Here is a 22538-nt window from a genome sequence, read left to right as displayed (position 1 = left end):
ATGTTTACCGATAACTATGGCGGAATTTTACTGTTCTATACTCGGGCGGGGCGTTAAGGCAGGTTCAGGAGCTGGCTTACAGTGCCGACAACGGACGAACATTTAATCATTATGATAGAAATCCCATCATTGATATTAATTCCCAGCAGTTTTACGATCCAAAGGTGTTCTTGTACGAGCCCAATCAAAAATGGGTCATGGTGGAGGTGCAGTCCAGAAACCACATCGTCGAGTTTTATGAGTCGGTTAATCTTCGCCATTGGGAAAAGTCATGTGAATTTAAAAAGTCAGGCCTACTAGGTATCGACTATGGATGTCCCGACTTATTAGCTATCGAAGTTGAAAGCGGTAAGTTCGTCTGGGTCCTGTTGCTCTCCATTAACCCTGGCGCGCCGCTGGACGTTAGCACCGTTCAATATTTCGTTGGGAATTTCGATGGCTGCCAATTTACGCCTTTCGATCATGCTGCTCGCTTCGTCGATTTCGCGTAAGACTTTTATGCCTTCCAAAGCTTTTCCGGTATTGAGGATGCACCGGTTGGGCTCTCTTGGCTATGCAACTGGCAGTATGCCAACCAGATGCCAGCAACGCCGTCACGCAGCATGATGACCATTCCAAGGAAGCTCGGGCTGCTAAATTTTCGCGGTGAATGGCAGCTTACTCAGCATTTTATTGACCTATCCAGTCAGTTAAATAAGACCCTGTATAACGGCGAAAAATCATTAGATGCCGGAGGAAGTTGGACGGTTTCGCTGCCGCCAGGAGAGGCTGTGGAGATAACACTGCTAACAGACATTGACGTGGACACTTTACTTTCACTGACTTTTGCTAACGATGAAGGAGAATCGCTGAGCATCGGCTTTGACAGTTCGGCGTTTGGCGGATTCTTCATCGATCGCCACAATACGCATGGCTTCGACAACCCATACTATACCGATCGCTTCTCCTACGCGCTGCCGCCGAACACCACCTCAACGAATATGCATATTATTCTGGATAACTCATCCATCGAACTTCTGGCGGCACAGGGCATGGCGTCCGGTACGGCCCTCTATTTTACGCGTGCCGCATTTACATCGCTAACCGTGCACGCTGTAGGGGGAAAGGCAGGCTGTCCAGCCTTCGGCTTAACACCCTTAGTCCAACCTACAATGCCTATGAGCCCTTTAAATAGAAATGAAATGCAAGGCGGTCATATTGGTCGCCCGGTCTTGGCTTTCCGCTGTCATCAAACGCATCTTAAAAGGCTTAGTTATAAGTAAGCGTTATTCCCGGAGTGGTAACAGTTACTGCTGTGTCCATGCTGATGACCACTCCTGGCTCCGGGATGGTGTTTTCACTGCTCTCCCCTGCGTCTGACGAGGAGGTTACGGGGTGGGCAAAGCTGTGCTGGCCCGGTCCGTGGTATCCGTCGTGCTGAGTTTTGCTGCTGGCGGCATTCGGCACATGGCAGGAAGCGTCGTCAGCGCCACGGCATCAGCCGCAGGAGCTGCAGTAAGCGACTTGGGTACCGTCGCCGGTACAGCGACCGAAGTAACAGCTGATGTGGGACAGACTGGGCCTTTTTGACCAGATATCCCCTTAAATACAACACCATGGATCATAAACATTTTTTTCTTGCCAGGGGCTAAGAAGAAAAGACGGCAATCGGCAATCTGGTAGGCGAAGGGGCAGGAAAAGGGCAGAGGTATATATATCGCTTTCCTGAGAACAGTTGAAACGGTGTCGATTACCTGTATCTCTCCGGCAGTATCCGGGATCATTCCAGCATAAACTGACCGACCATCTGCTACCCATCATGAATATCCTGCTCTTGCTCAAGCTCTTCTTTCTTTCTCTGGGCCAGAGTCCTTAAAAACACCATTTCATTAGGATCGTCAGGTGTAACCAGCGTTTTCTGGACACAGAATTCCAGTGAATCAGTCTTTCTGAACCGTTCTATGATTGCAGACCAGTGTTCTTCCCCGTAAGTCATTATCGGCATCTCCTTTACCTGAAATCAGACAGACCAATCAGTAACCTAATGTTTCCGCGTTAATAACGCACGGAATTCATCTCCAACAGCAGCTTAACCAGCTGGACTCTGACGGTATGCAGCTCCGCGTCCTCCTGCCAATTACGAAAGCTGATGCCATGGTTACAGAATCAGCGTATCACCCAAAGAATGTTCCCGCCGGAAATGCCGTCACCGGACGGGGCTCATGTGCTGTTACGCCTGTTGAAGAGGGTAGGTGATTTCCCCTTCAGGTTCCGGCAACAGAACTTATCAGTATAACTGAGCAGTCTCAGTGAAAATTCATAACGGTATCATCAGTGACTCGTTGCTTTTTTGTGATTATCACTCCCGTTTTTGAGTTCTTCTTACGTTTCCATCTTTAAGAATAAAAGTGGTCTCTCCATCCCAGAATTCTGCGATGAATACCTGTTCTCTTTCTATCCCAATTACATTAAGTAGGTTATCAAGCCACTCTTCGTCTTTCTCAATACCAGTGAGTTCTGAAAGGCGTGCTCTTCCATCTTTCATAAGAATTATTGACGGCATTTTACCGCCTTCGCGAACCACAGACAGAGAACCACTTGGCTCTATTTGTGCGTAGCGTATTTCCTGAAATGAATGTACGCCCTGAGAGTGAAGTTGAGACGCGACATTAATGATATCTATTTTATTGCGACGCCTGAGTATATTGTCCATCAAAAACTGACCGTTCTTAATGATCGGGATAGGCTCACCAATGGTAAATGACCTGAAGAACCAGACGTGTTTACTTACCCAGTTGAGTAAAGAAATAAGAGCAACGCCAATGAATAATGTAATGATGTACTGGTGCATGGGTATAGCATCACTGTATATAACGCCACCTATAATCCCGCCAAGAACAAAGTTCCCGATGAAGTCAACCGGAGTCATCTGTGAAAGCTGGGTTTTACCAGAAAAGTTCAGATGAGATATGACAACAACAAACCCGATTACAAACTTAAGCAGAACAATTCCGTAGTATTCCATGTCTAAGTCCTTGCCTTTGTAAGAGGGGCATAGCCTGTGCCCCTTTTATAACTTTAGCTTTTAACTTTGTTGTAGATGTACAGAACAACTATAGCGCCAGTCACTGCCACGACGAAGCTGCCAGAGTTGAACCCATCAACCTTACCGAATCCGAAGAACGTGCTAATGTATCCTCCTGCTACAGCACCGACGATCCCCAGAATAATGGTGAAGATAATGCCTACGTTTTCTTTACCCGGCATAATCCATTTTGCGATGATACCCGCGATAAGTCCGAAGATAATCCAGGATTAAATACCCATATTGCCTCCTGGAATTATTGTTTGTTTTCAGTTGGGATAGAACCAGCCTGTGCCGGGGAATTGCCCTTTTTCATGCTGCCTTTGATTTCCTGGGTTTTAGCTGCAGCATCAGTTGCCAGCTCGTTAGCGCCGGAGATGGCTTGTGCCTTGATCTGTTCAGCCTTCTCTACGACCTGATCGCTTTTTTGTTTAGCACCGGCTTTGACTTCATCTCCTTTATCTTTAGCCTGATCGGCTAAAGACTGTGCTTTTGCGTTAGCTTCTGCCTTGATGGATTTTGCCTTCTCAGTGAGTTGATCTGCCTGTTTATCGGCTTCCTGCTTAACAGCATCAATATGCTTATCCGCTTCATCTTTAATGGATGAAGCTTTGTCAGCAGCAGCTTCTTTGATCTGGCTGGCGGCCTCCCTGGCTTGATTAAGGTTGCTATCCACTTTTTTATCCGCGTTATCACAACCGGCAATGAGAAGAGTAATTGCTGCAGCCAAAATCGTTTTGTTCCATAACTTCATAGAGAATCCCTCTTTTATTTGTTTTTGGTATATAATTAACAGTTCTTTGTGGTGCACGTTCACAGTTGCCAGTGTTCGCAATATTATTTATATTTTATCAAATATAATGACATATTGAGACAGGTCAAGAAGAGATCTGTTTTCATTTGAAATGGTTTTGGTTTTCGAAAAAACAATAGTTATATAATGATAATTAAATCAATAAGTTGGCTGTTAGTTATTGTGTTTAAATCAGGAGGTTATATGGAGAATTTATTTGCAGAAGTCTTATTTGGAGCAAGATGGATAATGGCTCCGGTATATCTGGGGCTATCTGCCAGTCTGATAGTTTTAACCTATAAATTCTTTGTTGAGTTGTATGAGATAGTGTGGAACGTAGCTCATTATAACAATGAAGAAATAATACTTAGCCTGCTATCACTTATCGACTTTGTTCTGATAGGGGGGTTGCTTGTTATGGTCATTTTTTCCGGTTATGAAAACTTTGTCTCGCGGTTTAATGTAAAAGGGGCAGATAATGAGTTGTCATGAATAGGCAAGATGGATGTGGGATCGTTAAAAATAAGGTTTTCTTCTCTGTAGTTTCAATATCCATTATCCATCTACTGGGTGTTTTTATGGAGTCAAGGAATATTCCTGATAATAAAATAATGATGTATATGGGGCTTCAGCTTTGCTTCGTTATCACTGCCCTGTCAATGCAGGTATTAGAGATATTATCTAAAAACGATGAGCAACATATCCAAGTGAGTCATCTTGCCCGAATGATATAAATCATTAATATTTATTTACGTGATGCCATATCCCTGCTATTTAATTTTCCTTGAGAATTATCTTAGGTTAACTTCCGTCCTTCCAGTGTCTTTATGTTATCTTAAACCGATTTTATCCACAGATTACTAATCCCGATTAAAAAAAACTTCCACTCGAGTGCCGGAATAAGCGAAGCGGTAGAGTAGCGAAAGAGCGCTTCTTAGAGATCACCGACCGCACCTCACTGAATGAAGTGTACTTGTAGCGACCTGCGTTTATAAATACCCAAACCTGCATTTACCCCTGATTTTCAGCCCACATTAGCTGCAACCAGCGATAGTCTCAGACCCACAATACCTGCAAATGCACCTGCATTTATCCGCGACGACCTGCATTCCATTTCAACCGACCCACATTAACTGAAAACGAAAGCCTTTTCTTTAAATCATCAGGAAGTCTCAGTATGCTCATGAATACCATTATTTGTTTGTGGTGAGCGATCCCGATGTTTGTTGCAGACACTGCCGTGAGAAAAGAGTAAGAAATATCCCGGCAACTAGCCTTTTAATAAACAGCATTGATTGAGTTGAAATTGCATATCCATATACATAGTTTTCCAGGCTTACCGCAATCAGAGGAAAAATCAGGAATACAAGTGAAGCCTGAAAGGCACTGGCCTTTTGCTGAAGTGCAAAGTAGCACAATATCCCAAAAACCCCGGCAAAAGCTCCCAGATACAAGGTAGCTAATATTGAGTGTGCTGAGAAACCTGACACCTGTGGTCTTTCGAAGAATCATCCTGCCGCAGAAAGTATCAATCCTGCCAGAAAGCATGGGAGCGCATTAAATGTTATAACAGAGACAGTACAGCTTCTCTCAAATTTCGTGACTTACTGGAATATATACCATGCTTATCGGATACGCGCGGGTCTCCACTGACGATCAACACCTCGATCTGCAACGTGATGCGCTGACGCAGGTCGGGTGTGAACGTATTTATGAAGACACGGTAAGTGGAGCCCAGGCTGAACGTGAAGGGTTGGTCAGACTGATTAATTCGCTTCGCCCCGGTGATACCGTGGTCATCTGGCGTCTGGATCGCCTGGGGCGTTCATTGAAAAATTTGTTGCAACTGGTTGAGCGATTCGACGGGCTACGCAGTCTGCAGGAAAGCATTGATAATACTTCCAGCGGTGGCCGTCTGGTCTTCCATCCCTTTGGGGCCTAGGCAGAGTTTGAACGCAACCTGGTACGTGAACGGACACAGCCAGGATTATCGGCGGCTCGCCGGCGGGGGCGTCAGGGAGGCAGACCCGCGTTGCTCAGTCCGACAAAAAAGGCGTTGGCGCTGAAGTTACATCAGGAGCGGAATCATACCATTGAGGAAATCTGCAATATGATGGGGATCTCCAAATCAAAATTATATAACTATCTGAGCAAGGCCATTAAAGATGCCACCGGGATGGCGTTAGAGCATTCCTGCCGAAGCATTATTACAGTTGCGTCAGCGGCTGGAACGGTTATCGCCCACAAGTTCTGAGCGTGCAGCTCAAATCTCCGCGATGTCTGAATTGTACGGGTTGTCGGCCACGTCAGTGTACCGGGCACTCAATGATTTGCTCAAGCCCCATGCCGCTCACCGCCTTGATCACGGTCTGCCACGGGTTTTGCCCAAACGTGACATGGAACGCTACTGTGAGCTGGTCGCGGCCCTCAAGTTTCGCACCACCAATAAGAAGGGGCGTCATCTCTCTACCCGGCGGGCCAGCGAGTTGTTGGAAGACTATGGCGTTGATACTGAACAGGGGCATATTCAGGCCCCTAAGGGGTTGTTAACCCGCAGCACCGTCAACCGGTATCTTGCTCACTGGCACCTGAATCAGCCCCATTTGCACCGTCCGCCCCCTGCGGTGCGGATCCAGGCCGAATACAGCAATGACTGCTGGCAGTTTGATATGTCACCGTCCGATTTGAAGCACATTGACGTACCTGAATGGATAGACCCCGAGAAAGGCGAACCCACGCTGATGTTGTTCAGCGTGGTTGATGATCGCAGTGGTGTGGCCTATCAGGAATATCACTGTGTTTACGGCGAGGATGCGGGGTCGGCATTGCGATTCCTCTACGCCGCCATGGCACCCATGGCTGAGTCTGCGTTTGCGTTGATGGGGAGACCCAAAATGCTGTATCTCGATAATGGCCCCGTGGCCAAAAGCCGTATTTTCCAGGACGCCATGCTGGCGCTGGGAGTTAACTGGTTGACGCATCTGCCCGCGGGTAAGGACGGTGAGCGTGTGACCACTCGTTCCATAGGAAAGGTGGAACGTCCCTTCCAAACCGTCAAGGAAACGCACGAAACCCTGTATCATTTTCACAAACCGGAAACCGAGCAGCAGGCCAATGCCTGGTTATTGCGTTACTTGCTCCACTATAACGAACAACCGCACCGTTCGCAGGCTCATTCTCGCTAGGAGGACTGGCTGACCAATCTGCCATTAGGTGCAATGAGTCCGGTGAAGTATCGGCAGAATCTGGGGATCACACCATAGCAGTCCAGGAAAAGGTCCGCAGCCCCGAGACGGACATCTCAATTTAGCTACTACAAAATCTGTTATTACAAGATTAAAAAGTCACCCGTTTTAGCCAGTTTGAAATGTCACCTTAAGTGAAGGTTGCTTCTGAACTCTGTCCTGAAAACCTGTGGTTGCAACGGTTATCAGTTTTTTGATGCAGGATACTCTTTCCGGCCACTGCCATATGATAATATTGAATCTCACCTTAAGGGGGATGCTTATGAAAGGTATTGAGAAGTTATTTCTTGAACTCGATGATAAAGAAGCAATGGCGCTGGCACAGTTTATTAAGCGTCTGACCTGGACTGAGATGAGAGCCTGTGCCATCAGTGATGATGAGACGTATCTTATGAAAGACGCGATCGATAAATTGCAGAAAGCCTTGCGCGAAGAAGGTTACGCACCACGTTAAACCCAGGCCGTGAATACGGCCAGAGTTTTAGGTAAATCAGGCAGAGCAGGGGCTAGCGTTTCAAACTGGCCGTGAATTTTTCGGGTCAACCAGCACGGGATTAATGGCCCTCAATTGCTCCTGAACCCTGGCCTGAGCCCGTCGTTTTGGCATCTTTTTGCTCCGGTCACGCTTACCATCGCGTTCGAGTTCATCCATTTTGCTTTGCGCCAGCTTCAGAACAGCCCCAAGATGTTTGTTATCAACAATTTGCCCCTGGTCGAGACATTCCAGTTTGTCAAATACCTGATATTTGAGTGAACGGTAACCGTATTTGAATGCCAGCGTGCCGTCTGGATAGTCGTAGACTGTTATTTTTTCGCCAGAGATGCGTGTATTTTCTTCAGTAGGTTCAACGAGATATATCATTTTTTCATAGCGGAATGTCAGCGTTTTAGACAACTTACGTAGTTCCTGCCAGGCAAAGATATCATCCAGTTCTTCGTGGCTTTCAGACACGGGTCGATGCAGAACTTTGGGATATTTTGAAGGTCTGGCAAACCGGCGGTTGTAGTCAGCCATAAATTCTTCGGCAAAGGCGTTTGCGGCCTCTGGTGTACTGATACCACGGAGCCGCAGCTCCTTGACCAGGCGGTCCTGTAACGTGAGGTGAGCCCGTTCTACACGGCCTTTGGCTGAACTTGTGTTGGCGCAGATGCCGGTGATGTTCAGCTCGTTCATGGCACGACCAAACTGAGTCTGGCCATCTCCGCCGGTGGCCTGCTTGTTGTTGATCCTGAAGACGCTGGCCTTGTCACTGTAGAACGCCAGAGGCTTACCGTAACGCTCCAGATAGCCCCGGGTGGCTTCAAAATAGGTGAAAGTGGACTCAGAACTGACGAACAGAAGCTGCATCAGCCGGCTCGTCGCATCATCAACGTAAACGAGCAGTGTGCAGGCCGGACCACGATCCTCGAACCAGTGATGCTCACAGCCATCAATCTGGATGAGTTCGCCGGTGCAGGCCCGACGCGGTCGTGGCTGATGTACACGCGGCGGCCGTAACTTGCGGGGGATCCATAAACCAGCCTGTGTCATCAGCTTGCGTACCGTCTCTTTGGCCAGATACAGCCCATGAACCTCGGCAAGCTTCTCACAGGCTAAAGTCGGGCCAAAATCAGCGTAACGTTCGCGGATAATACGCAGTGCTCGTTCAGCGAGGCCCGGCATGAGTTGCCGGTTGCCGGGCTGGCCACGACGACGGTTAACAAGTGAAAGCGGCCCATGTTCACGATAGCGCTCCAGCAACCGTCGGCAGTGTCTGTCAGATATCTCAAGCCGGGTTGCTGCAAGACGTGTGGTAAGACGGCGGTCGATAACGTCCTGAAGGATCCTGAGTCGGTTTACATCGTTCATTGAGAAAAACTCCGTTCTGTATGCCGTCATGAGTCTCATCCTTTGAAAGCAATTATCGCTGTGGTGAGACTGTAGCGCGGACATGTCTATTTGGTCAGAGACGGACATCTCAATTTAGCTACTACAATATTGGTGCGTATAACAAAGATTATGTTAAATTATTAGTTATAGCCTTTTAAATTCAATCACTTAAAAGTGTGCCGAGTTCCCTTCTCTGTTATGATCTATTATGGAAGTTTGAGGAACAAATTACGGGGATGGGATCAGGCATATTGCACCTGAGACTTCCCGTGGCTTCCGCATGGTTAACGCTGCCGGTGGCCAGAGAGTAAAAATCGGCAACCTGCTTCGTGTTTGTTTTACAAACAACGAACGTTCGGGCGGCACCGAGGACCTGGTTTTTTAACCCTCTCTGTTTAAGCCAGTCATCACGTATAGCCTCCCCGCTGACAAACTCAGCCAGCTAATGAGCGCTGGATAATGGTTCCGGTGCTGTTACACGTCCCACAGAGGTTTTCTTGCCAGGAGTTTATTGATGGCCGCGTCATCCTCAACGGGTGCATCGAGCATATCGATAAACTTTGCATACTGCTCATCGTTAAAATTGAATACGCGACGATCGAAGGTCACATTCTCCGCAGCTTGGCACGCCATCTCAAGGATGAAGTCTGCACGTGATTTATGGAGGATCTCTGTAGCAGCATCAATAAGTGCTCTTTGAGACCCCTTGGCTCTGAGGTTAAGCTGAACATCTGGCAAGATTTAAGGGAAGGTAGACGACACGCCAAACTCCATATAGATTTTTGCCAGATTATTTAACTGGTTAAAGCGATTTTCATACAGTGCCAGTTCGGCCTGACGGCGTTTCTCCTGAGCATCAAGCCAGAAAGAAATTCGCGCCGCGCCCTGACGATAGCGAACTTCGTTTAGCCTCTCTGATTTTTTCGCCAGTTCCAGGCCTTCACGTAGAAGCGTCTCCTGTTCCAGGAGTTGATGACGTAAAGCAAGCGCATCTTCTATGCTGCTCATCGCCTTGTAAAGTTCCTGTTTAAACTCAAGAACCCGTTGTTCGTAGTCGTTGCGGGCAATCTTCACGTCCATGCCCCTTTCTCTCCATTCCAGGAACGGCAGGGTCAGGTTTGCTCCAACAGAGCCTACAGGATTTTCCAGGAAGGCCATAAGGCTGCTGCTGCTGGTGCCAAGCGAGCCGGTCAGACTAAACGCTGGATAAAATGCAGTACGCTGGACATCAACGGTGGCCAATGCTTCCCGTACCCGCCACTCTTTAGCGCTGATATCGGGTCGATGCCGCAGCACGTTGACCGGGATCTTTCCACTGACCTGCGGCAGTGGTCCCACTGGCAACGCTTTCGGTTCGACTATCGCGCTGCCCGGCGCGGTTCCAAGCAAAACGGCTTGCTGATTGAGCGCCTGTAAACGTTCATTCTTCAACGCCGCCAGCCTGTTTTCCTGCGAAAGCACGCCCTGCTGCGCATCCACCACATCCAGAGAGGAGGTGCCGCCCGCGGCATAACGCGCGTTAGCCAGGCGCAGCGTCTCTTTTGCATAGTCGATGCTTTGTTGCAGGACAGACAGCTGCTGGTTAATAAAGCCTAAACGCCAGTAATTATTACTGGCATTTGAAAGCAGCGTCAGGCGGGCAGAACGCAGATCCTCTTCCGAGGCAAAACGTGCCCATGCCTTCGCGTCGCGCTGCCGCGCTATTTTGCCCCACAGATCCAGCTCATAGCTGGTATTAATACTGGCAACGCTGCCCCTGCTCCAGTTGGCTGAGCTGTTCAGCTGTTTTTTACCGTCAAGCGCGAGCGAACCTGTGAGTCCCGGATCGTTTGCGATGCCAATCCGCTCTTCGTCCAGGCGGGCGCGATACACACGCAATACCGCTCCCGCGACATCGTTATTGCGCACCATCACCTGCCGCAGCCAGCCGTCGAGGTCTGGATCGTTAAAGGCCTGCCAGTTGAACGGCATCCTCTCCTCCGCAGCATCCGCCTGATACCAGTTGGCAGGGTATTTCACCTCAGGAGGCTGATAGTCGCTTTTCAGAGAGTCGGCGCAGCCAGCACTAAGCAGGACAGCAAGGCATACCGTTAAAGGAGATAATATTTTCATGGGTTACTCGCTGGCCAGTGAAACGACCGGATCCATCCTTGCTGCCTTGCGGGCAGGGAGATAACCAAAGATCATGCCGATTAACGTTGAGCAGAAGAATGCGGCAGCAGCGGCCTGCCACGAATAAATGGCGGTGAAAAGGCCCCCTGCCAGCGCGGTGAACAGCGCTCCGGCGGCATACGACAGTGCAATACCTAACGCTCCGCCTATCAGACATACCAGCACAGCCTCAATCATAAACTGCTGCATGATATCGCCCTGACGCGCACCGACCGCCATTCGCACGCCAATCTCATGGGTCCGTTCCGTGACCGACACCAGCATGATATTCATCACCCCAATGCTGCCGATCATCAGCGAGATGCAGGCCACCATCAGAATCAGGATACTGAAGGTCATTGAGGTGTGTTCGATTGATTTTCTGATCTGTTCGTAGTTATAGAGCTGAAAGTCTTTTGTACCGTGACGCTGGGTTAACAGCTGGGAAATAGCGCTAACCGCCGTCTCGTCCGCCACAGTGTCTTTTAGCCTGACGCTAATGCTGGTCAACACCGGTTTTCCTGTCATTCGGTACATTACCGTGCTGTAGGGTACCCATACCGTAATGCGGTTTGGTGCGTAGCTCTGGTTATTGCTTTTGGCGATGCCGACAACCCGAGCAGGCACGGAACCCAGAAAAACGATTTGCCCAAGTGCCTTGAGTCCTGCATCGTCAAATAACGCCTTGCGGGCGTTTTCATCAATGATGACTTCCTGCGAGGCATTTCGATCGTCCTGGAAAGTTGATCCCTGCAACAGTTCAATACCGTTTACGCGAAAATGATCGCGCCCAACGCCATTGATCGTGGCGGTAGCGGATTTACCGAGAAAGCGAATGTTGTCGGAAGCATTAACTTCGGGGCTGACGCTGTCAACAAACCCCTGCTTTGCTAATGCTTCGGCGTCTGCCGGGACCAGTGTACGAATGGCTTCAGTGCTGTCGTCAAAGAAATCTCGTCCTGGATAGATTCTGACCACGTTGGTCCCCAGAACTTTAATATTCTCCAGCGTCTTTTGCTTGGCGCCCTCACCCAATGCTACGACGGTGACAACGGCGGCAATACCGAAAATAATCCCGGTCATGGTTAGCGTGGTACGCAAGCGGTGCGCGTTCATCGCTTTTAGCGCCATTTGAAGCGATTCACGAGTACGGTCGAGCAGCATTTGCCAACGGCTTTGCTGGATAAGGCTTGGTGATGGCAGCGTTTCCGAAGCAGTTACGCAACTGCCGCTATCAGCGATAATTTCACCGTCACGCAGTTCAATAATACGGTTAGCATGCTGCGCTACCTTCATATCATGTGTCACCATAACCACGGTATGGCCACGCTGATTCAGTTCACTGAGTATTGACAGCACCTCCTGACCGGACTGCGTATCCAGCGCGCCGGTGGGTTCATCCGCCAGAATGATTTCACCGCCGTTGATCAGCGAGCGGGCGATACTTACACGCTGCTGCTGGCCGCCTGAAAGCTCTCCCGGCTTATGATGTTCACGACCTTCCAGCCCGAGTCTTCCAAGCAATGTCGCCGCGCGCAGACGGCGCTTTTCGCGCTCACTATTGGCATAAATCGCCGGAATTTCAACGTTACTTAACGCGCTCAGGTCGGGCATTAAATGATAACGCTGGAAGATAAAACCGATGTGTTCACGGCGTATTCTTGCCAGATCGTCAGGTGAAAGCTGGGCGGCATTTTGACCGCTGATATAGTAGTCGCCACAATCAGGGACATCGAGACAGCCCATAATATTCATCAGGGTTGACTTACCGGAACCGGAGGCGCCGATGATCGCGACCATCTCCCCGGCAGCGATAGTCAAATCAATCCCTTTAAGCACGGTGAGATCCTGTCCACCGTTCCTGTAGGTGCGGCTGATGCCCCTGAGTTCTATGATATTACTCAAGATACAAACCCTTCCACGGGCGCTTTCTCACCCGGCTGCGACAGAACGACATTTTCACCGACCTTTAAGCCTTCGAGGATCTGAATATCCACGCTGTTGGTGATGCCGGTTTTCACATCCCGTGTTTCCAGCTTGCCGTCAGCCGCCAGCACCTGGACCTGCTGCTTATTTTCCTCGGCTCTGCGTACTGCCTGAATGGGCACCAGCAGCGTATCTTTAGCTTCACCAGCAAGCATCGTAACCTGCGCTGTCATGGCAATTCGCAGCCGATTTTCTGGATTGGGGACATCCAGCAGCGCGTTGTAGTACACCGAAGCATTTGACGTGCCTGACCCCGAGGATGAGCTACTGCTGGCCAGGGTATCATCTTTCATAACCGACTCAGGGGCCAGTTCAACGGTACGTAACGTGGCGTCATAATGCTTATCCGGCTCAGAGAAAATGGTGAATCTGGCTTTCTGTCCCGGTGAAATTCGCGTGATATCCGCCTCAGAGATCTGAGCTTTAATGGTCATCACGTCCAGACGCGCAAGCTTTATGATGGTCGGCGCACTCTGGCTTGAGTTAACGGTCTGTCCCTGCTGAGTGACAACAGCGATAACAATACCGTCCATCGGTGCTACAACTTGCGTATAGCCCAGATCGACCTTTTTCTTATCCACTTCTATCTGCGCCTTAACCAGTTTTGCATTTAGAGACAGTAATTCAGCACGGGTGGTGGCAAGCGTTGCCTCCGCAGACTCAAAATCTTCGCGTGAGCTGGCATCTTTAATTAACATCTGGCGCTGGCGTTTAAAACGCAGTTCGGCCTGTTTCAGGAGCGCCTGCTTCGCCTGGAGTTCGGCTTTCACTTCGTTGAGCGCAGCATCAGCAATGCGTAAGTCGTTACGTTGAGGCACATCGTCAATGTCGGCAATTAACTGCCCTTTAGTCACGTGGTCGCCCAGCTTCACTTTCAGTGACTTAACCTGGCCTGAAACCTGCGCCCCTACGTTGACGCGTTCAATTGCGTCGATGCGGCCGGTCGCCAAAACGGAATTTTCAATATCGCCTTTGCGCACTGGGGCGGTAACATATTCCGGTACATCAGGTCTTCTCAGAGAGAAGAACAAAGCGATGATCAGAACGATGAGCAGTGCCACGAAAAAGACTAAGGCGCGGCGAGAGATATATTTCGTTAGCATTGTTCAGGTTTTCCATAACGATGAAGCGGTGATCGCGGCTCTCACTGTGAATGCTCCTGTCTCTACTGGAGCTAAACACGGTACATCTGTTTAGATTTTATCCTGTTGGCTAGGGGATTAACCGCTCTTCAGGAAAAATTTGGTGCTGTACAGACATAATTCACCACTATTTTAGTAATGGTATATTTGTCAGAAAAATTTGCTAAATGATGTATTTTAAGCATACTGTCAACCGGAAACCTTTTGAGGGCAAAGGGATGCCAAGCATCAAGAAATAGCGGGACAGTGTTGAACTCTGCCAAACAAGGTTACCACTTATCCGTTATCATGAAATAAGTCATCTGTTCGATAAACACCGCAAACGCTTTGGGTTACCAGATCCGTACCACGTATTGTAATCGCATACGGCAAATAACCACATTAAAAAGCCACTACTTAACTGTGCGGCTTACTCACTTTATCAGCGATTTAGAACACCTCTTTTTTAAAGGCAAATCACATCAGCATCTCTCGTTTTTTTTGCATTTCTGCTCAGGTAGTCTAATATTTTCTTGTTTTTAATATCAAGAGTTATCATAAGACTCACTTACATAATAAATAATTTCCCCAGGTTGGCAATTTAACTCCCGACAGATAGCTGATAAGGTTGAGAACCTTACTGCCTTTGCTTTTCCCGACTTTAGAATAGACAAGTTAGCCTCTGTAATCCCTATCAGATTAGCCAGTTGTTTTGATGTTAAATTATTTTTTTTTAATAACGCATCAAGTCTAATTTGAATGGCCACTATATTACCAACTTTTGTTCTTCATTAATATTATTGGCCTCCTCTAGTACATACCCAAATATTATAACTGCACATCCGATTGGCAAATATAATAGATTATCGATCTGGTAATAAAAAATGAAGTGGCCGTCATGTTGGTAGTTTAGTAAAATCATATCACTTATGAATAAGAAGATGCAATAAAAAACAAAGCCTGCACCTATTTTATAAACAATCCCCCTGCCATTGCAGTAAAAACCTTTGCCTGCCCCTAGCTCTCGGAATATCCGACTGGCCTGCCATAACAAACATCCCAAAATTAAATCTCTTATTAAATATATTAACGACTGCAAATATATATTTTGGTGAAACCCCGCTTCTCTGTTAATATCATATAATATGCCGTTGATAACTGTGAATGCAGTTGGACCATTCTTCAAAAGCATATATTGATCAATTACCGGTATTAAAATCAAGCTGATTACAAAAATAAATTGTGTCGCCTGACATAATAATAATATTTTTTGATCTCTTGTCATAATTAGCACTTTCCTACCTTCTATGCAATTGCACTGCATTATTATCGTTAATCGATAACAATGCAAGGTAAATTTTACATTTTCCTACAGTAATGAGATAAGCATTAAAGCCAAAAAATTACATTTAGAATAAATATCAGTATGTTAAGTTACTGAACATCTACATCTAAAAAAATCCTTCGTGGTTCGCTCAGGATCGCCAGCACTTCCCGGGCGAATTGAGTTACCCTCTAGCCCCAGCGCTAATCGCCTGGATTTTGACGTTGTCCTGCGCGCTGAGATTGGGCATCAAGTGGTAACGCTGGAAGATAAAAGCGATATGTTCGCGTGCAGGCGGGCCAACTTGTCCGGTGTCAGATTGGCGGAGTTCTGGCCGCTGATGTAGTAGTCACCGCGATCCGGCACGTCGAGGCAATCCATGACGTTCATCAGCGTCGATTAGACGGAGCCCCAGGTACCAATAATCGCCACCAGTTCGCCAACGGCGATGGTCAGGTTGATGCCTTTCAACACCGTCCGGGCCTGACCGCCGTCGGTGTAGGTTCGTCTAATGCCTTTTAGTTCATTGACCGCATTTGCGCCACTGTTCCTAAATGGGAATTACCCATTTGTATGTGGACAGCCATGGGCAGAGTGACGTGGGCTTTACGTTCAATGAGGTACAAGGGTTCAATCTGAAGCTAAACCTGAAAGCGATCGCCTGACAAAAACTGTATTTATGTGAAAAGGAAGATACATCGTTGTACTCTCATCTTACGCCGGTTTTAACCCGGGAAATAGGCTGGGAGCTTATTGCAAAGCAGTATGACGAGAAAATCAAATATACAGCAGCACATAAAGCCGGAACAATAGAATCATAGGCCATATGGCGACGATTTACTGGATCTCATGGGTATACAGCGTTATCAATCTGGACTGGCCTTCTGTATCCTCACTAACTATCCAGGGGTCAGTTTGGATATGGGAAATTATTGTACGTTTGGTGCATTATTTAACCAATCGTATCCGTAATGAATTGATTTGGCATCAGTGGCTATCGCTTTTAAGTTATCGCCCTTTTGGTATCGCATTTAGGTTATCCGATTAGACAAAATCCGCGTCAAACGCCGTATAGCGCGGGGGTACACCCTATCGCGACAGGCAAACCTGTTCAAAAAACAGGCTTACCGTACAATTTTTTTCGATATCCAAACTGACCCCTTCAATCCACGACGCCAAATCGCACGATGTGGGGTCAACACCCCATGAAAAACCTAATACAATAGGGTAAACTAATAACTTATTAAACCGTAAGAAAGGTAGATTGGTCATGAACTCATTTATAACAGCCCAAGAAAGTGATGTAATGAAGTTTATCCCAGAAGAACTTCACGATGAAATTTATGCAAGAACTTCCAATACTGATGTTTCAAGGTTTATAAATGATGCTATATCAAATCTATCTCCATATGGTGGAGAGTTGAATTTTCCTGCGGGGAAATTCAAAGTTAACAAAACAATTACGGTTGATCTTAAAGATAAGAATCAACTATGGCGCCCCGTAGTTATGAGAGGAGCTGGAAGCACAGAGATTGACGCCACAGAGTTGAATGGGATTTTAATAGATGATAAAACAGGAAACCTTCATTTTTCACACTTTTGTCTTAATGGACCATTATCTGCTGATAAATATGCATCATTATCTATTGGTATAAAATCAACATTCGGTTTGGGAGAAGTTACAAATTGTTTAATAGGTGGCTTCTGGTTTGGCCTCGATGTAAGCGGAACTACTGGAGGATTCATTTCCAGAAACAGAATCACCGGATGTCAAGAGGGAATTCACTGCTCTCGATACCCTGACTTTTCCAATGTCCTTAATATAAATAAAAACTATCTGGATTTCAATGTTTATGGCATGTATATAGAAAATTCTATATGTGTTACCTTAGACGGTAATTGTATTGAATGGAATGATGTTGGTTTATATCTCAAGGATGTAAAAAAGTATCATCTAAGAGGTGGCAACTGGTTTGAGAAAAATAAAGTTGCTGGAATTCAGAGTCAAGGGAATTCTTCAGGTAATGTTGATGAAGATACACAGTTTGTTGGTAACGGGGATCAATGAAGACGTATAACGGATCTGTTCATGGTTAGGAAACTGAATCATCGTTTTAAAATTTTCCTGACCATTAGTTTTATTTCCTGAGGTGCCATGACAGCAGGAGAATAGGGGATTTATGGTGATAAAATGCGGTTTTCGACGAGTTTCTAACCTGAAGTCCGTTTTTCAGCACTGTCTGAGTTCAGTGAAACCGGTGCCCGGCACAGGGCGCTGGAGGGGCTGGCCCGGGAGCTGACGTGCTCAGGCATGTTTTGGGTCCCGGTACTGCACCTGCAGGGAAAATACACTCTCACCGCAACGACAAAGGGAAGTCAAAAATGCTTCTGAAGCTTAGCAGTTAATCGCAGAGTCAGATACAATTAACATAAGCTTCAATTTTGACAGTGCTTCTTCAGCAGGCAGCGAACCGTCTGGTTTCAGCGGGGAAACGGGGATAACCGGTACGGGGCACAATAAAGTCCACACCTTAAAATCAGAACAAAAGCGAGTTCCGACAGTTTCACTTTAAAAAATACTGCACAGCTTCATCAGGGCAATAGGACTGGCGACGTCTGATACGATCATCCCGTTCGGCGATTTCAAGTATAAAGCCAAAAATTTATTTGTGAAATTCCCTGATGCTGAAACCATGACTAAAAATGCACTCAGGTTTTACTGGGGAATGCTGTATAATTCGAATAATGATATTGAATGGCTTAATCCTGCTGAATGCAGGGATGTTGGAATACCATTAGGCGGCCTGCGTGATGCCATTCTTGAAAAATTCAGTATTTCAGATTCTGAAAGTCTCTGATGGTGCTGCAATCATCTTTGCAGGTCGTTGTCACTGGAATAAAGATAAAACTAAAAGGATAATAAATATCTATGACAGTGAACGTATATTCATTTCTATAGCTGATTAACTATGGAAGGCATTGAATAAATTTATAGTAATCGCTTAGTTTCATATGACTGATTGCCTCCTTTACGGTTAAAATATGCCAGGGTGATGCATGAAGAACCAGGAACAGAAAGGAGATGGTTGCTCAACAGATGGCAGATGCGCTGATTGAGCATCCCGGCCACAGTCTGATGGTGCCATTCCCTCACCACCGGCTCCCATTCCCGGCACGACGCTACTTGAGAACACCATGTTTCCCTGCTCCCGCTGCGGGCGAATTACTGCCCGGCTGGTTTTTGCACCGGAGTGTGCGTCTGAGGCTGATATGGTGTCCCTCGGCGACCGTCTCCGGAGCGACGTCAGGTATGCTCCCTACCCGGTCTAGATGATTGGTGCACCGGACAGTGAGGACGATAGCGTGGCCAGGCACCTTACGCTGCAGCTGGCGCCAGTCAGGGGCGAGGTATCCCGGGAACATCCCGACCAGATGAACAACCGACTGGTGGAACTGGATGACAAACATCAGTGCTGAAGGACAGCCCCCGGGCAGGTGATGAAATGATAAATATGGAAAAAACGGGTCACCTGGCATGGTGTGCACTTATCAGCTCTGCTGACTGCCAGGGAAGATGGCCTGGTGGCGTCGGAGTCGCAGTAAAACCTGTTTATTACCCGCTGGCTGGCGAAAGCACTGAAGCAACGACGTTTTTCTCGCGATGTCACACCCGATCTCGAGTGGCTGCTTAAGCAGGGGCACCAGCTGGGCGTCAGCGCGAAGCTGGCCAGCAAACTTAACTACCTCTGGCGATCCTGCTCCATCGAACTGTCTGAGCAGAACGACCTGTTCCGGCTGACGTATGCCCTGGAGACAGCGAAGGACATGCACTGGAATTACCGTCTGCTGAATGACAGAGAATGGTCGGGCCGGTATGCCGCAGCACTGAACGGCGGAGTTAACGGAGTTTACCTTTCTCGCTCTAACCTTGATGCCGCTTTTGATGGTAATGGTCATCAGGTGAACCCATTGATGGCTCAGCTGACGGGGAGTGTGGAGGGTGTGATTAAGCTGTTTAACCGCTGTGGCTGGCAGGCTGATTCGGCACAGGATACGACCCTGCCCCACCAGTTTATGTTGGTAGCCTGCCGGGATGCCGGATAGGTTATTCTTATTACATATGTAATACATTTGTAATCAGTCATCAACCACCAAAGCCGCAACACAGGGTGAAGGTATATTGGTCGTAATATACACATGAGGCCATGATAATGCAGTTAAGGATGCTGCAGACTGGTTAATCCAGACATCCCGCTACCAGCGTACGCTGGTCAGGCCTGGTCCGGGAAAGGCGCTTCTGAATACCAGATATATTTCTGGCGAAACCCACCTCAAGGTCTGAGGGATCCCCAGAAACATTATCAGTACACCATGATGATGTTTCGATAGGCCCTCGCCATATCGGCGTATACCCTGTCGGGGTTCATCCCCGACAGGAGTCCCGGCGACTGCCGCATGACATTTTCACTCAGCGTCAGATACGACAGCACCCTGCGTGATTTCTCACTGCTCGCCTGGAACCAGCGGTTTATTCCCTTACTTTCAATAAAATATCCCGTCAGCCACATAATGATGCTGTAAAGGGTAGCCACCAGACACAGCACGGATATTCTTTTTTCTCCCCGGCTTTTACTTGCCCGCAACCCCAGCCCATAGCGTTCGCTTTTTTCATCCCTGAAGTTCTGTTCTATCTGCATACGGCGACTGTAAATTTTCACTATCTCGCGTGGCTTATATCCCATCAGGCTGGTAAAAAGCAGCCACGGCTCACGTGCGCTTTTGCGGTACATCCTGTCTGTTCCGGGGTAATGCTGGCTGCTTTTCCTGCCCGTCGCCCGCTTATGCACAGTGTAGAAATGTCCCGGACAGTCACGGCTGGCGTTACGTGCCAGTCGCCCGAATCCCAGATAGCGCGCCGTTGTTGTCGACGCAATATCCCGTGCCATCTGCCACTCTTCATTCCCGACGACCTGAAAATAGAGGCTGCCCCTGACCCGTCCGACAAAATCCCAGCCCAGAGAGCGGATGTGGTGAAACCAGCTGCTGCGAAAGCCTGCATCGGTCACGATAATGACCTGCTTGTCTTTGCCGATGGCGGCAGCCATCTGATCGAGAAAGGCATTTTGCACGGCAGAGTTGTTCTGGTAGCGGGAAGAAATAACTGTGTTCATCAGAGGGATAGCTCTGCCATCACACAATAAGCTTGCCCGCAAAACACTGAGTTCTGATGAAGGATAGCCACTCCAGTCCACGGCAATGACACAAACTGAAAGGCTGTGCGTGAGGCGCGATACAAGCTGCTGGTAGACGGAGGGAATATCCCTGAACATCAGGTCGCTGTTGAGGTGCCGGTCAACACGCTTAATCTTGTGCTTAACACGTGCGGGGCCTGGCAGGTATCTGCCGATGCTGGTAAGAGAAAGCGAAGCACCACGCGTCAGGGCCACGGTCATATCGAGCAGGGCATTTTTACGGTACTGATGAATGGAGTTCAGGGACTGGCTGAAAAATTTATGGCAAACTTGTGAAGCAGGCATAGAGGAGTGACCTTACTTTTTGGTGGAACACTAAGTAGATCACAACCTTCTATGCCTGTCTTTATTTATGGGGAACCGTCAGACCTCAAGGTGGGTTTTGTTATGTATGAGCGTGATAGTTATTTTTTCTGATATCATGAATACAAATGCAATACGTTTGTATTTCTTTTATAAAAGACGCTTTCGGGCCGTTTCATAGGCTTTTTCATCTTCCCGTTTACCTACTGCGGCCACCCATATAACAATCTCGTCATCGATAACCTTGTAAATCAAGCGAAAACCAGATGCTCTCAGCTTTATTTTAAAGCAGCCTGCCAGATCACCATGCAGTCAGGCTGATTCCACATAAGGGTTTTGCTGAAGCTTTTTTAGCTTCTTTTTGAATTGCTCACGGATCGTCTTTTCGAGCTTATTCCATTCCTTGAACGCCCTTTCGTCAAATTCAACATTAAAGGTCATCAACGTTAACCCTGATCCGTCTTGCCGGATTTTTCAGTCTTTCCCGAACGACTGCCAGAATATCAGCGTCTTCATCATCTTCGCTCGCCATCACTGAGACTTCAGCAAAGGGGAGTGTTCCGGATCTTCTTTCCCGCTGCCGGGACGCAGCGGCGCGTAAACACAATATGTGCCACGCCTTCAGATGCTATTTATCATATATGTTGTGTTACACCCCTGCCCCGTGACCGGCCGTTCAGCACCGGAAAAGGGCGGTGTGGTTATTCCGTGTGCATGGTACACTTCCGGAAACTGTTAAATACGCAAAAAATCGGATCACATCGAAACGGCCATCCGTTAATTTAGTGGTGCGGCTATATGGCTGCTTATTGTCAGCATGAAAATGATGACGGCAGGGGAAAATTATCCGCGTGACAGACGCAGGGTTGTGCGTAGTCAGTTATGCTGCGCGTCATAATTACTCTGAGTGACTATTTGATGGGAAAGAATTTGAGGGCGGGAAATGGGTAATCCAACATTCAGATCATTTTACGATGTGATCAGGGAGCTTGAAGCAGTGTATGGCCATCAGGAGCTATGGCTGTATTCAGGAATGACAGATGCAACGCCGGAAGAAGTGATTAACGCCAAACATAACTGGAAGTCGCCGAAAATCCTGAAGCGTAACGGCAGTATTGTTGCTGAACGTACTGGTAGCTCGGAGTCATGGCAACTGGTTGGTGACTACAAAACACCACTGTCCCAGCATTGTGCTCCGCCCTGGCAATCCTGTCAGATAGATCACTGGTTTAAGGGTTCCTACATTATCATAGAATAAAGAGTAAATAGTGGCAGGCGGGATTTTCCAGAATTAAAAGAGGTTAAAGATCAATGGAAGATATTCAGGCTGCGACAGACACCTTAGCTGCCGCGACATCTCATCCTGTTACCGTACAGTTGATCACTCAGGGGACGGGGATATGGGGAAACGTTGCTACCGGACTCATCA

18 protein-coding genes and 11 pseudogenes are annotated in these 22538 nt (G+C 47.8%); 12 read left to right on the top strand and 17 right to left on the bottom strand.

Features of this window, described 5'->3' with window-relative positions; translation table 11 throughout:
* Positions 1–44 precede the first annotated feature (44 nt).
* Together ACWKX3_RS23955 and ACWKX3_RS23950 are read left to right on the top strand one after the other, a co-directional pair.
* Positions 45–626: pseudogene (locus ACWKX3_RS23955) on the top strand (glycoside hydrolase family 32 protein); the annotation flags it as partial.
* Positions 603–1262 (top strand): GH32 C-terminal domain-containing protein, encoded by a 660-nt coding sequence (locus ACWKX3_RS23950; RefSeq protein WP_454542640.1) that lies wholly within the window; start codon positions 603–605, stop codon positions 1260–1262. The pseudogene ACWKX3_RS23955 and the gene ACWKX3_RS23950, both read left to right, overlap by 24 nt.
* A 527-nt stretch (positions 1263–1789) precedes the next feature.
* Here ACWKX3_RS23950 and ACWKX3_RS23945 read toward each other — a convergent pair.
* The 4 genes from ACWKX3_RS23945 to ACWKX3_RS23930 all read right to left on the bottom strand — a co-directional run bounded on the left by ACWKX3_RS23945 (position 1790) and on the right by ACWKX3_RS23930 (position 3818).
* Positions 1790–1975 (bottom strand): hypothetical protein, encoded by a 186-nt coding sequence (locus ACWKX3_RS23945; protein ID WP_454542637.1) that lies wholly within the window; start codon positions 1973–1975, stop codon positions 1790–1792.
* Positions 1976–2338: 363 nt separating this feature from the next.
* Entirely contained in the window at positions 2339–3004 is a 666-nt protein-coding gene (locus ACWKX3_RS23940; RefSeq protein ID WP_454542636.1) for a DUF421 domain-containing protein, read from the bottom strand.
* Between the two features lie 53 nt (positions 3005–3057).
* Positions 3058–3288 carry a GlsB/YeaQ/YmgE family stress response membrane protein gene (locus ACWKX3_RS23935; protein WP_454542639.1) on the bottom strand — a complete coding sequence of 77 codons (231 nt, stop codon included), beginning with the start codon at positions 3286–3288 and terminating at the stop codon, positions 3058–3060.
* Positions 3289–3320: 32 nt separating this feature from the next.
* The gene (locus tag ACWKX3_RS23930) at positions 3321–3818 is read right to left on the bottom strand and encodes an E3 ubiquitin--protein ligase (protein ID WP_454542635.1); all 498 of its coding nucleotides are present in this window, start codon (positions 3816–3818) and stop codon (positions 3321–3323) included.
* A 243-nt stretch (positions 3819–4061) separates the two neighbouring features.
* Between ACWKX3_RS23930 and ACWKX3_RS23925 the strand changes: the two are divergent.
* Positions 4062–4591, top strand: a pseudogene (locus ACWKX3_RS23925) (TIGR00645 family protein).
* 428 nt (positions 4592–5019) lie between these two features.
* On the opposite strand, the pseudogene ACWKX3_RS23920 reads toward ACWKX3_RS23925, so the two are convergent.
* Positions 5020–5449: pseudogene (locus ACWKX3_RS23920) on the bottom strand (DMT family transporter); the annotation flags it as partial.
* A 29-nt stretch (positions 5450–5478) separates the two neighbouring features.
* Between ACWKX3_RS23920 and ACWKX3_RS23915 the strand changes: the two are divergent.
* From ACWKX3_RS23915 to ACWKX3_RS23900, 4 genes and pseudogenes are all read left to right on the top strand, one after another.
* The gene (locus tag ACWKX3_RS23915) at positions 5479–5799 is read left to right on the top strand and encodes a recombinase family protein (protein ID WP_454542634.1); all 321 of its coding nucleotides are present in this window, start codon (positions 5479–5481) and stop codon (positions 5797–5799) included.
* A gap of 90 nt (positions 5800–5889) precedes the next feature.
* A complete protein-coding gene (locus ACWKX3_RS23910) occupies positions 5890–6111 on the top strand; it encodes a hypothetical protein (RefSeq protein ID WP_454542633.1) in 222 nt (73 codons plus the stop codon).
* A pseudogene (locus ACWKX3_RS23905) lies at positions 6047–7039 on the top strand (IS481 family transposase); the annotation flags it as partial. The gene ACWKX3_RS23910 and the pseudogene ACWKX3_RS23905, both read left to right, overlap by 65 nt.
* A 325-nt stretch (positions 7040–7364) precedes the next feature.
* A complete protein-coding gene (locus tag ACWKX3_RS23900) occupies positions 7365–7556 on the top strand; it encodes a DUF7706 family protein (RefSeq protein ID WP_274897167.1) in 192 nt (63 codons plus the stop codon).
* A gap of 52 nt (positions 7557–7608) precedes the next feature.
* On the opposite strand, the pseudogene ACWKX3_RS23895 reads toward ACWKX3_RS23900, so the two are convergent.
* The 9 genes and pseudogenes from ACWKX3_RS23895 to ACWKX3_RS23855 all read right to left on the bottom strand — a co-directional run.
* A pseudogene (locus ACWKX3_RS23895) lies at positions 7609–8981 on the bottom strand (ISNCY family transposase).
* A 217-nt stretch (positions 8982–9198) separates the two neighbouring features.
* A pseudogene (locus tag ACWKX3_RS23890) lies at positions 9199–9414 on the bottom strand (GNAT family N-acetyltransferase); the annotation flags it as partial.
* A gap of 32 nt (positions 9415–9446) precedes the next feature.
* The gene (locus ACWKX3_RS23885; RefSeq protein WP_454542638.1) at positions 9447–9713 is read right to left on the bottom strand and encodes a type II toxin-antitoxin system TacA family antitoxin; all 267 of its coding nucleotides are present in this window, start codon (positions 9711–9713) and stop codon (positions 9447–9449) included.
* Positions 9714–11084: an efflux transporter outer membrane subunit gene (locus ACWKX3_RS23880; protein ID WP_454542632.1), complete on the bottom strand. Its 1371-nt coding sequence runs from the start codon at positions 11082–11084 to the stop codon at positions 9714–9716. It lies immediately after the preceding gene.
* A gap of 3 nt (positions 11085–11087) precedes the next feature.
* A complete protein-coding gene (locus ACWKX3_RS23875; RefSeq protein ID WP_454542631.1) occupies positions 11088–13028 on the bottom strand; it encodes a MacB family efflux pump subunit in 1941 nt (646 codons plus the stop codon).
* Entirely contained in the window at positions 13025–14212 is a 1188-nt protein-coding gene (locus ACWKX3_RS23870; protein ID WP_454542630.1) for an efflux RND transporter periplasmic adaptor subunit, read from the bottom strand. Before ACWKX3_RS23870 ends, ACWKX3_RS23875 begins: the two co-directional genes overlap by 4 nt.
* Before the next feature lie 563 nt (positions 14213–14775).
* A complete protein-coding gene (locus ACWKX3_RS23865; RefSeq protein ID WP_454542629.1) occupies positions 14776–14997 on the bottom strand; it encodes a helix-turn-helix domain-containing protein in 222 nt (73 codons plus the stop codon).
* Complete coding sequence (locus tag ACWKX3_RS23860; protein WP_454542628.1) at positions 14997–15515, bottom strand: hypothetical protein; 519 nt, start codon at positions 15513–15515, stop codon at positions 14997–14999. The genes ACWKX3_RS23865 and ACWKX3_RS23860 overlap by 1 nt, the downstream gene beginning before the upstream one ends.
* A gap of 232 nt (positions 15516–15747) precedes the next feature.
* A pseudogene (locus ACWKX3_RS23855) lies at positions 15748–16067 on the bottom strand (ATP-binding cassette domain-containing protein); the annotation flags it as partial.
* A gap of 23 nt (positions 16068–16090) precedes the next feature.
* Here ACWKX3_RS23855 and ACWKX3_RS23850 point away from each other — a divergent pair.
* The 4 genes and pseudogenes from ACWKX3_RS23850 to ACWKX3_RS23835 all read left to right on the top strand — a co-directional run.
* Positions 16091–16372 (top strand): annotated as a pseudogene (locus ACWKX3_RS23850) (Tn3 family transposase); the annotation flags it as partial.
* Between the two features lie 452 nt (positions 16373–16824).
* A complete protein-coding gene (locus ACWKX3_RS23845; protein ID WP_454542627.1) occupies positions 16825–17622 on the top strand; it encodes a right-handed parallel beta-helix repeat-containing protein in 798 nt (265 codons plus the stop codon).
* A gap of 601 nt (positions 17623–18223) precedes the next feature.
* Entirely contained in the window at positions 18224–18412 is a 189-nt protein-coding gene (locus ACWKX3_RS23840) for a hypothetical protein (protein WP_454542626.1), read from the top strand.
* Positions 18413–19057: 645 nt separating this feature from the next.
* A pseudogene (locus tag ACWKX3_RS23835) lies at positions 19058–19658 on the top strand (DUF2913 family protein).
* A gap of 257 nt (positions 19659–19915) precedes the next feature.
* Here the strand turns inward: ACWKX3_RS23835 and ACWKX3_RS23830 are convergent.
* From ACWKX3_RS23830 to ACWKX3_RS23820, 3 genes and pseudogenes are all read right to left on the bottom strand, one after another.
* On the bottom strand, positions 19916–21091 hold the full coding sequence (locus ACWKX3_RS23830; protein WP_454542625.1) for an IS4 family transposase: 1176 nt from the start codon (positions 21089–21091) through the stop codon (positions 19916–19918).
* 168 nt (positions 21092–21259) lie between these two features.
* A pseudogene (locus ACWKX3_RS23825) lies at positions 21260–21550 on the bottom strand (type II toxin-antitoxin system RelE family toxin).
* Positions 21540–21665, bottom strand: a pseudogene (locus ACWKX3_RS23820) (type II toxin-antitoxin system RelB/DinJ family antitoxin); the annotation flags it as partial. The pseudogenes ACWKX3_RS23820 and ACWKX3_RS23825, both read right to left, overlap by 11 nt.
* Positions 21666–22052: 387 nt before the next feature.
* Between ACWKX3_RS23820 and ACWKX3_RS23815 the strand changes: the two are divergent.
* A complete protein-coding gene (locus ACWKX3_RS23815; protein ID WP_454542624.1) occupies positions 22053–22367 on the top strand; it encodes a hypothetical protein in 315 nt (104 codons plus the stop codon).
* Positions 22368–22538: the final 171 nt, after the last annotated feature.

This window comes from Enterobacter sp. UPMP2052, assembly GCF_053709675.1.
The sequence above is the reverse complement of the archived record's forward strand: the minus strand, read 5'-3'. Positions and strand labels throughout refer to the sequence as shown.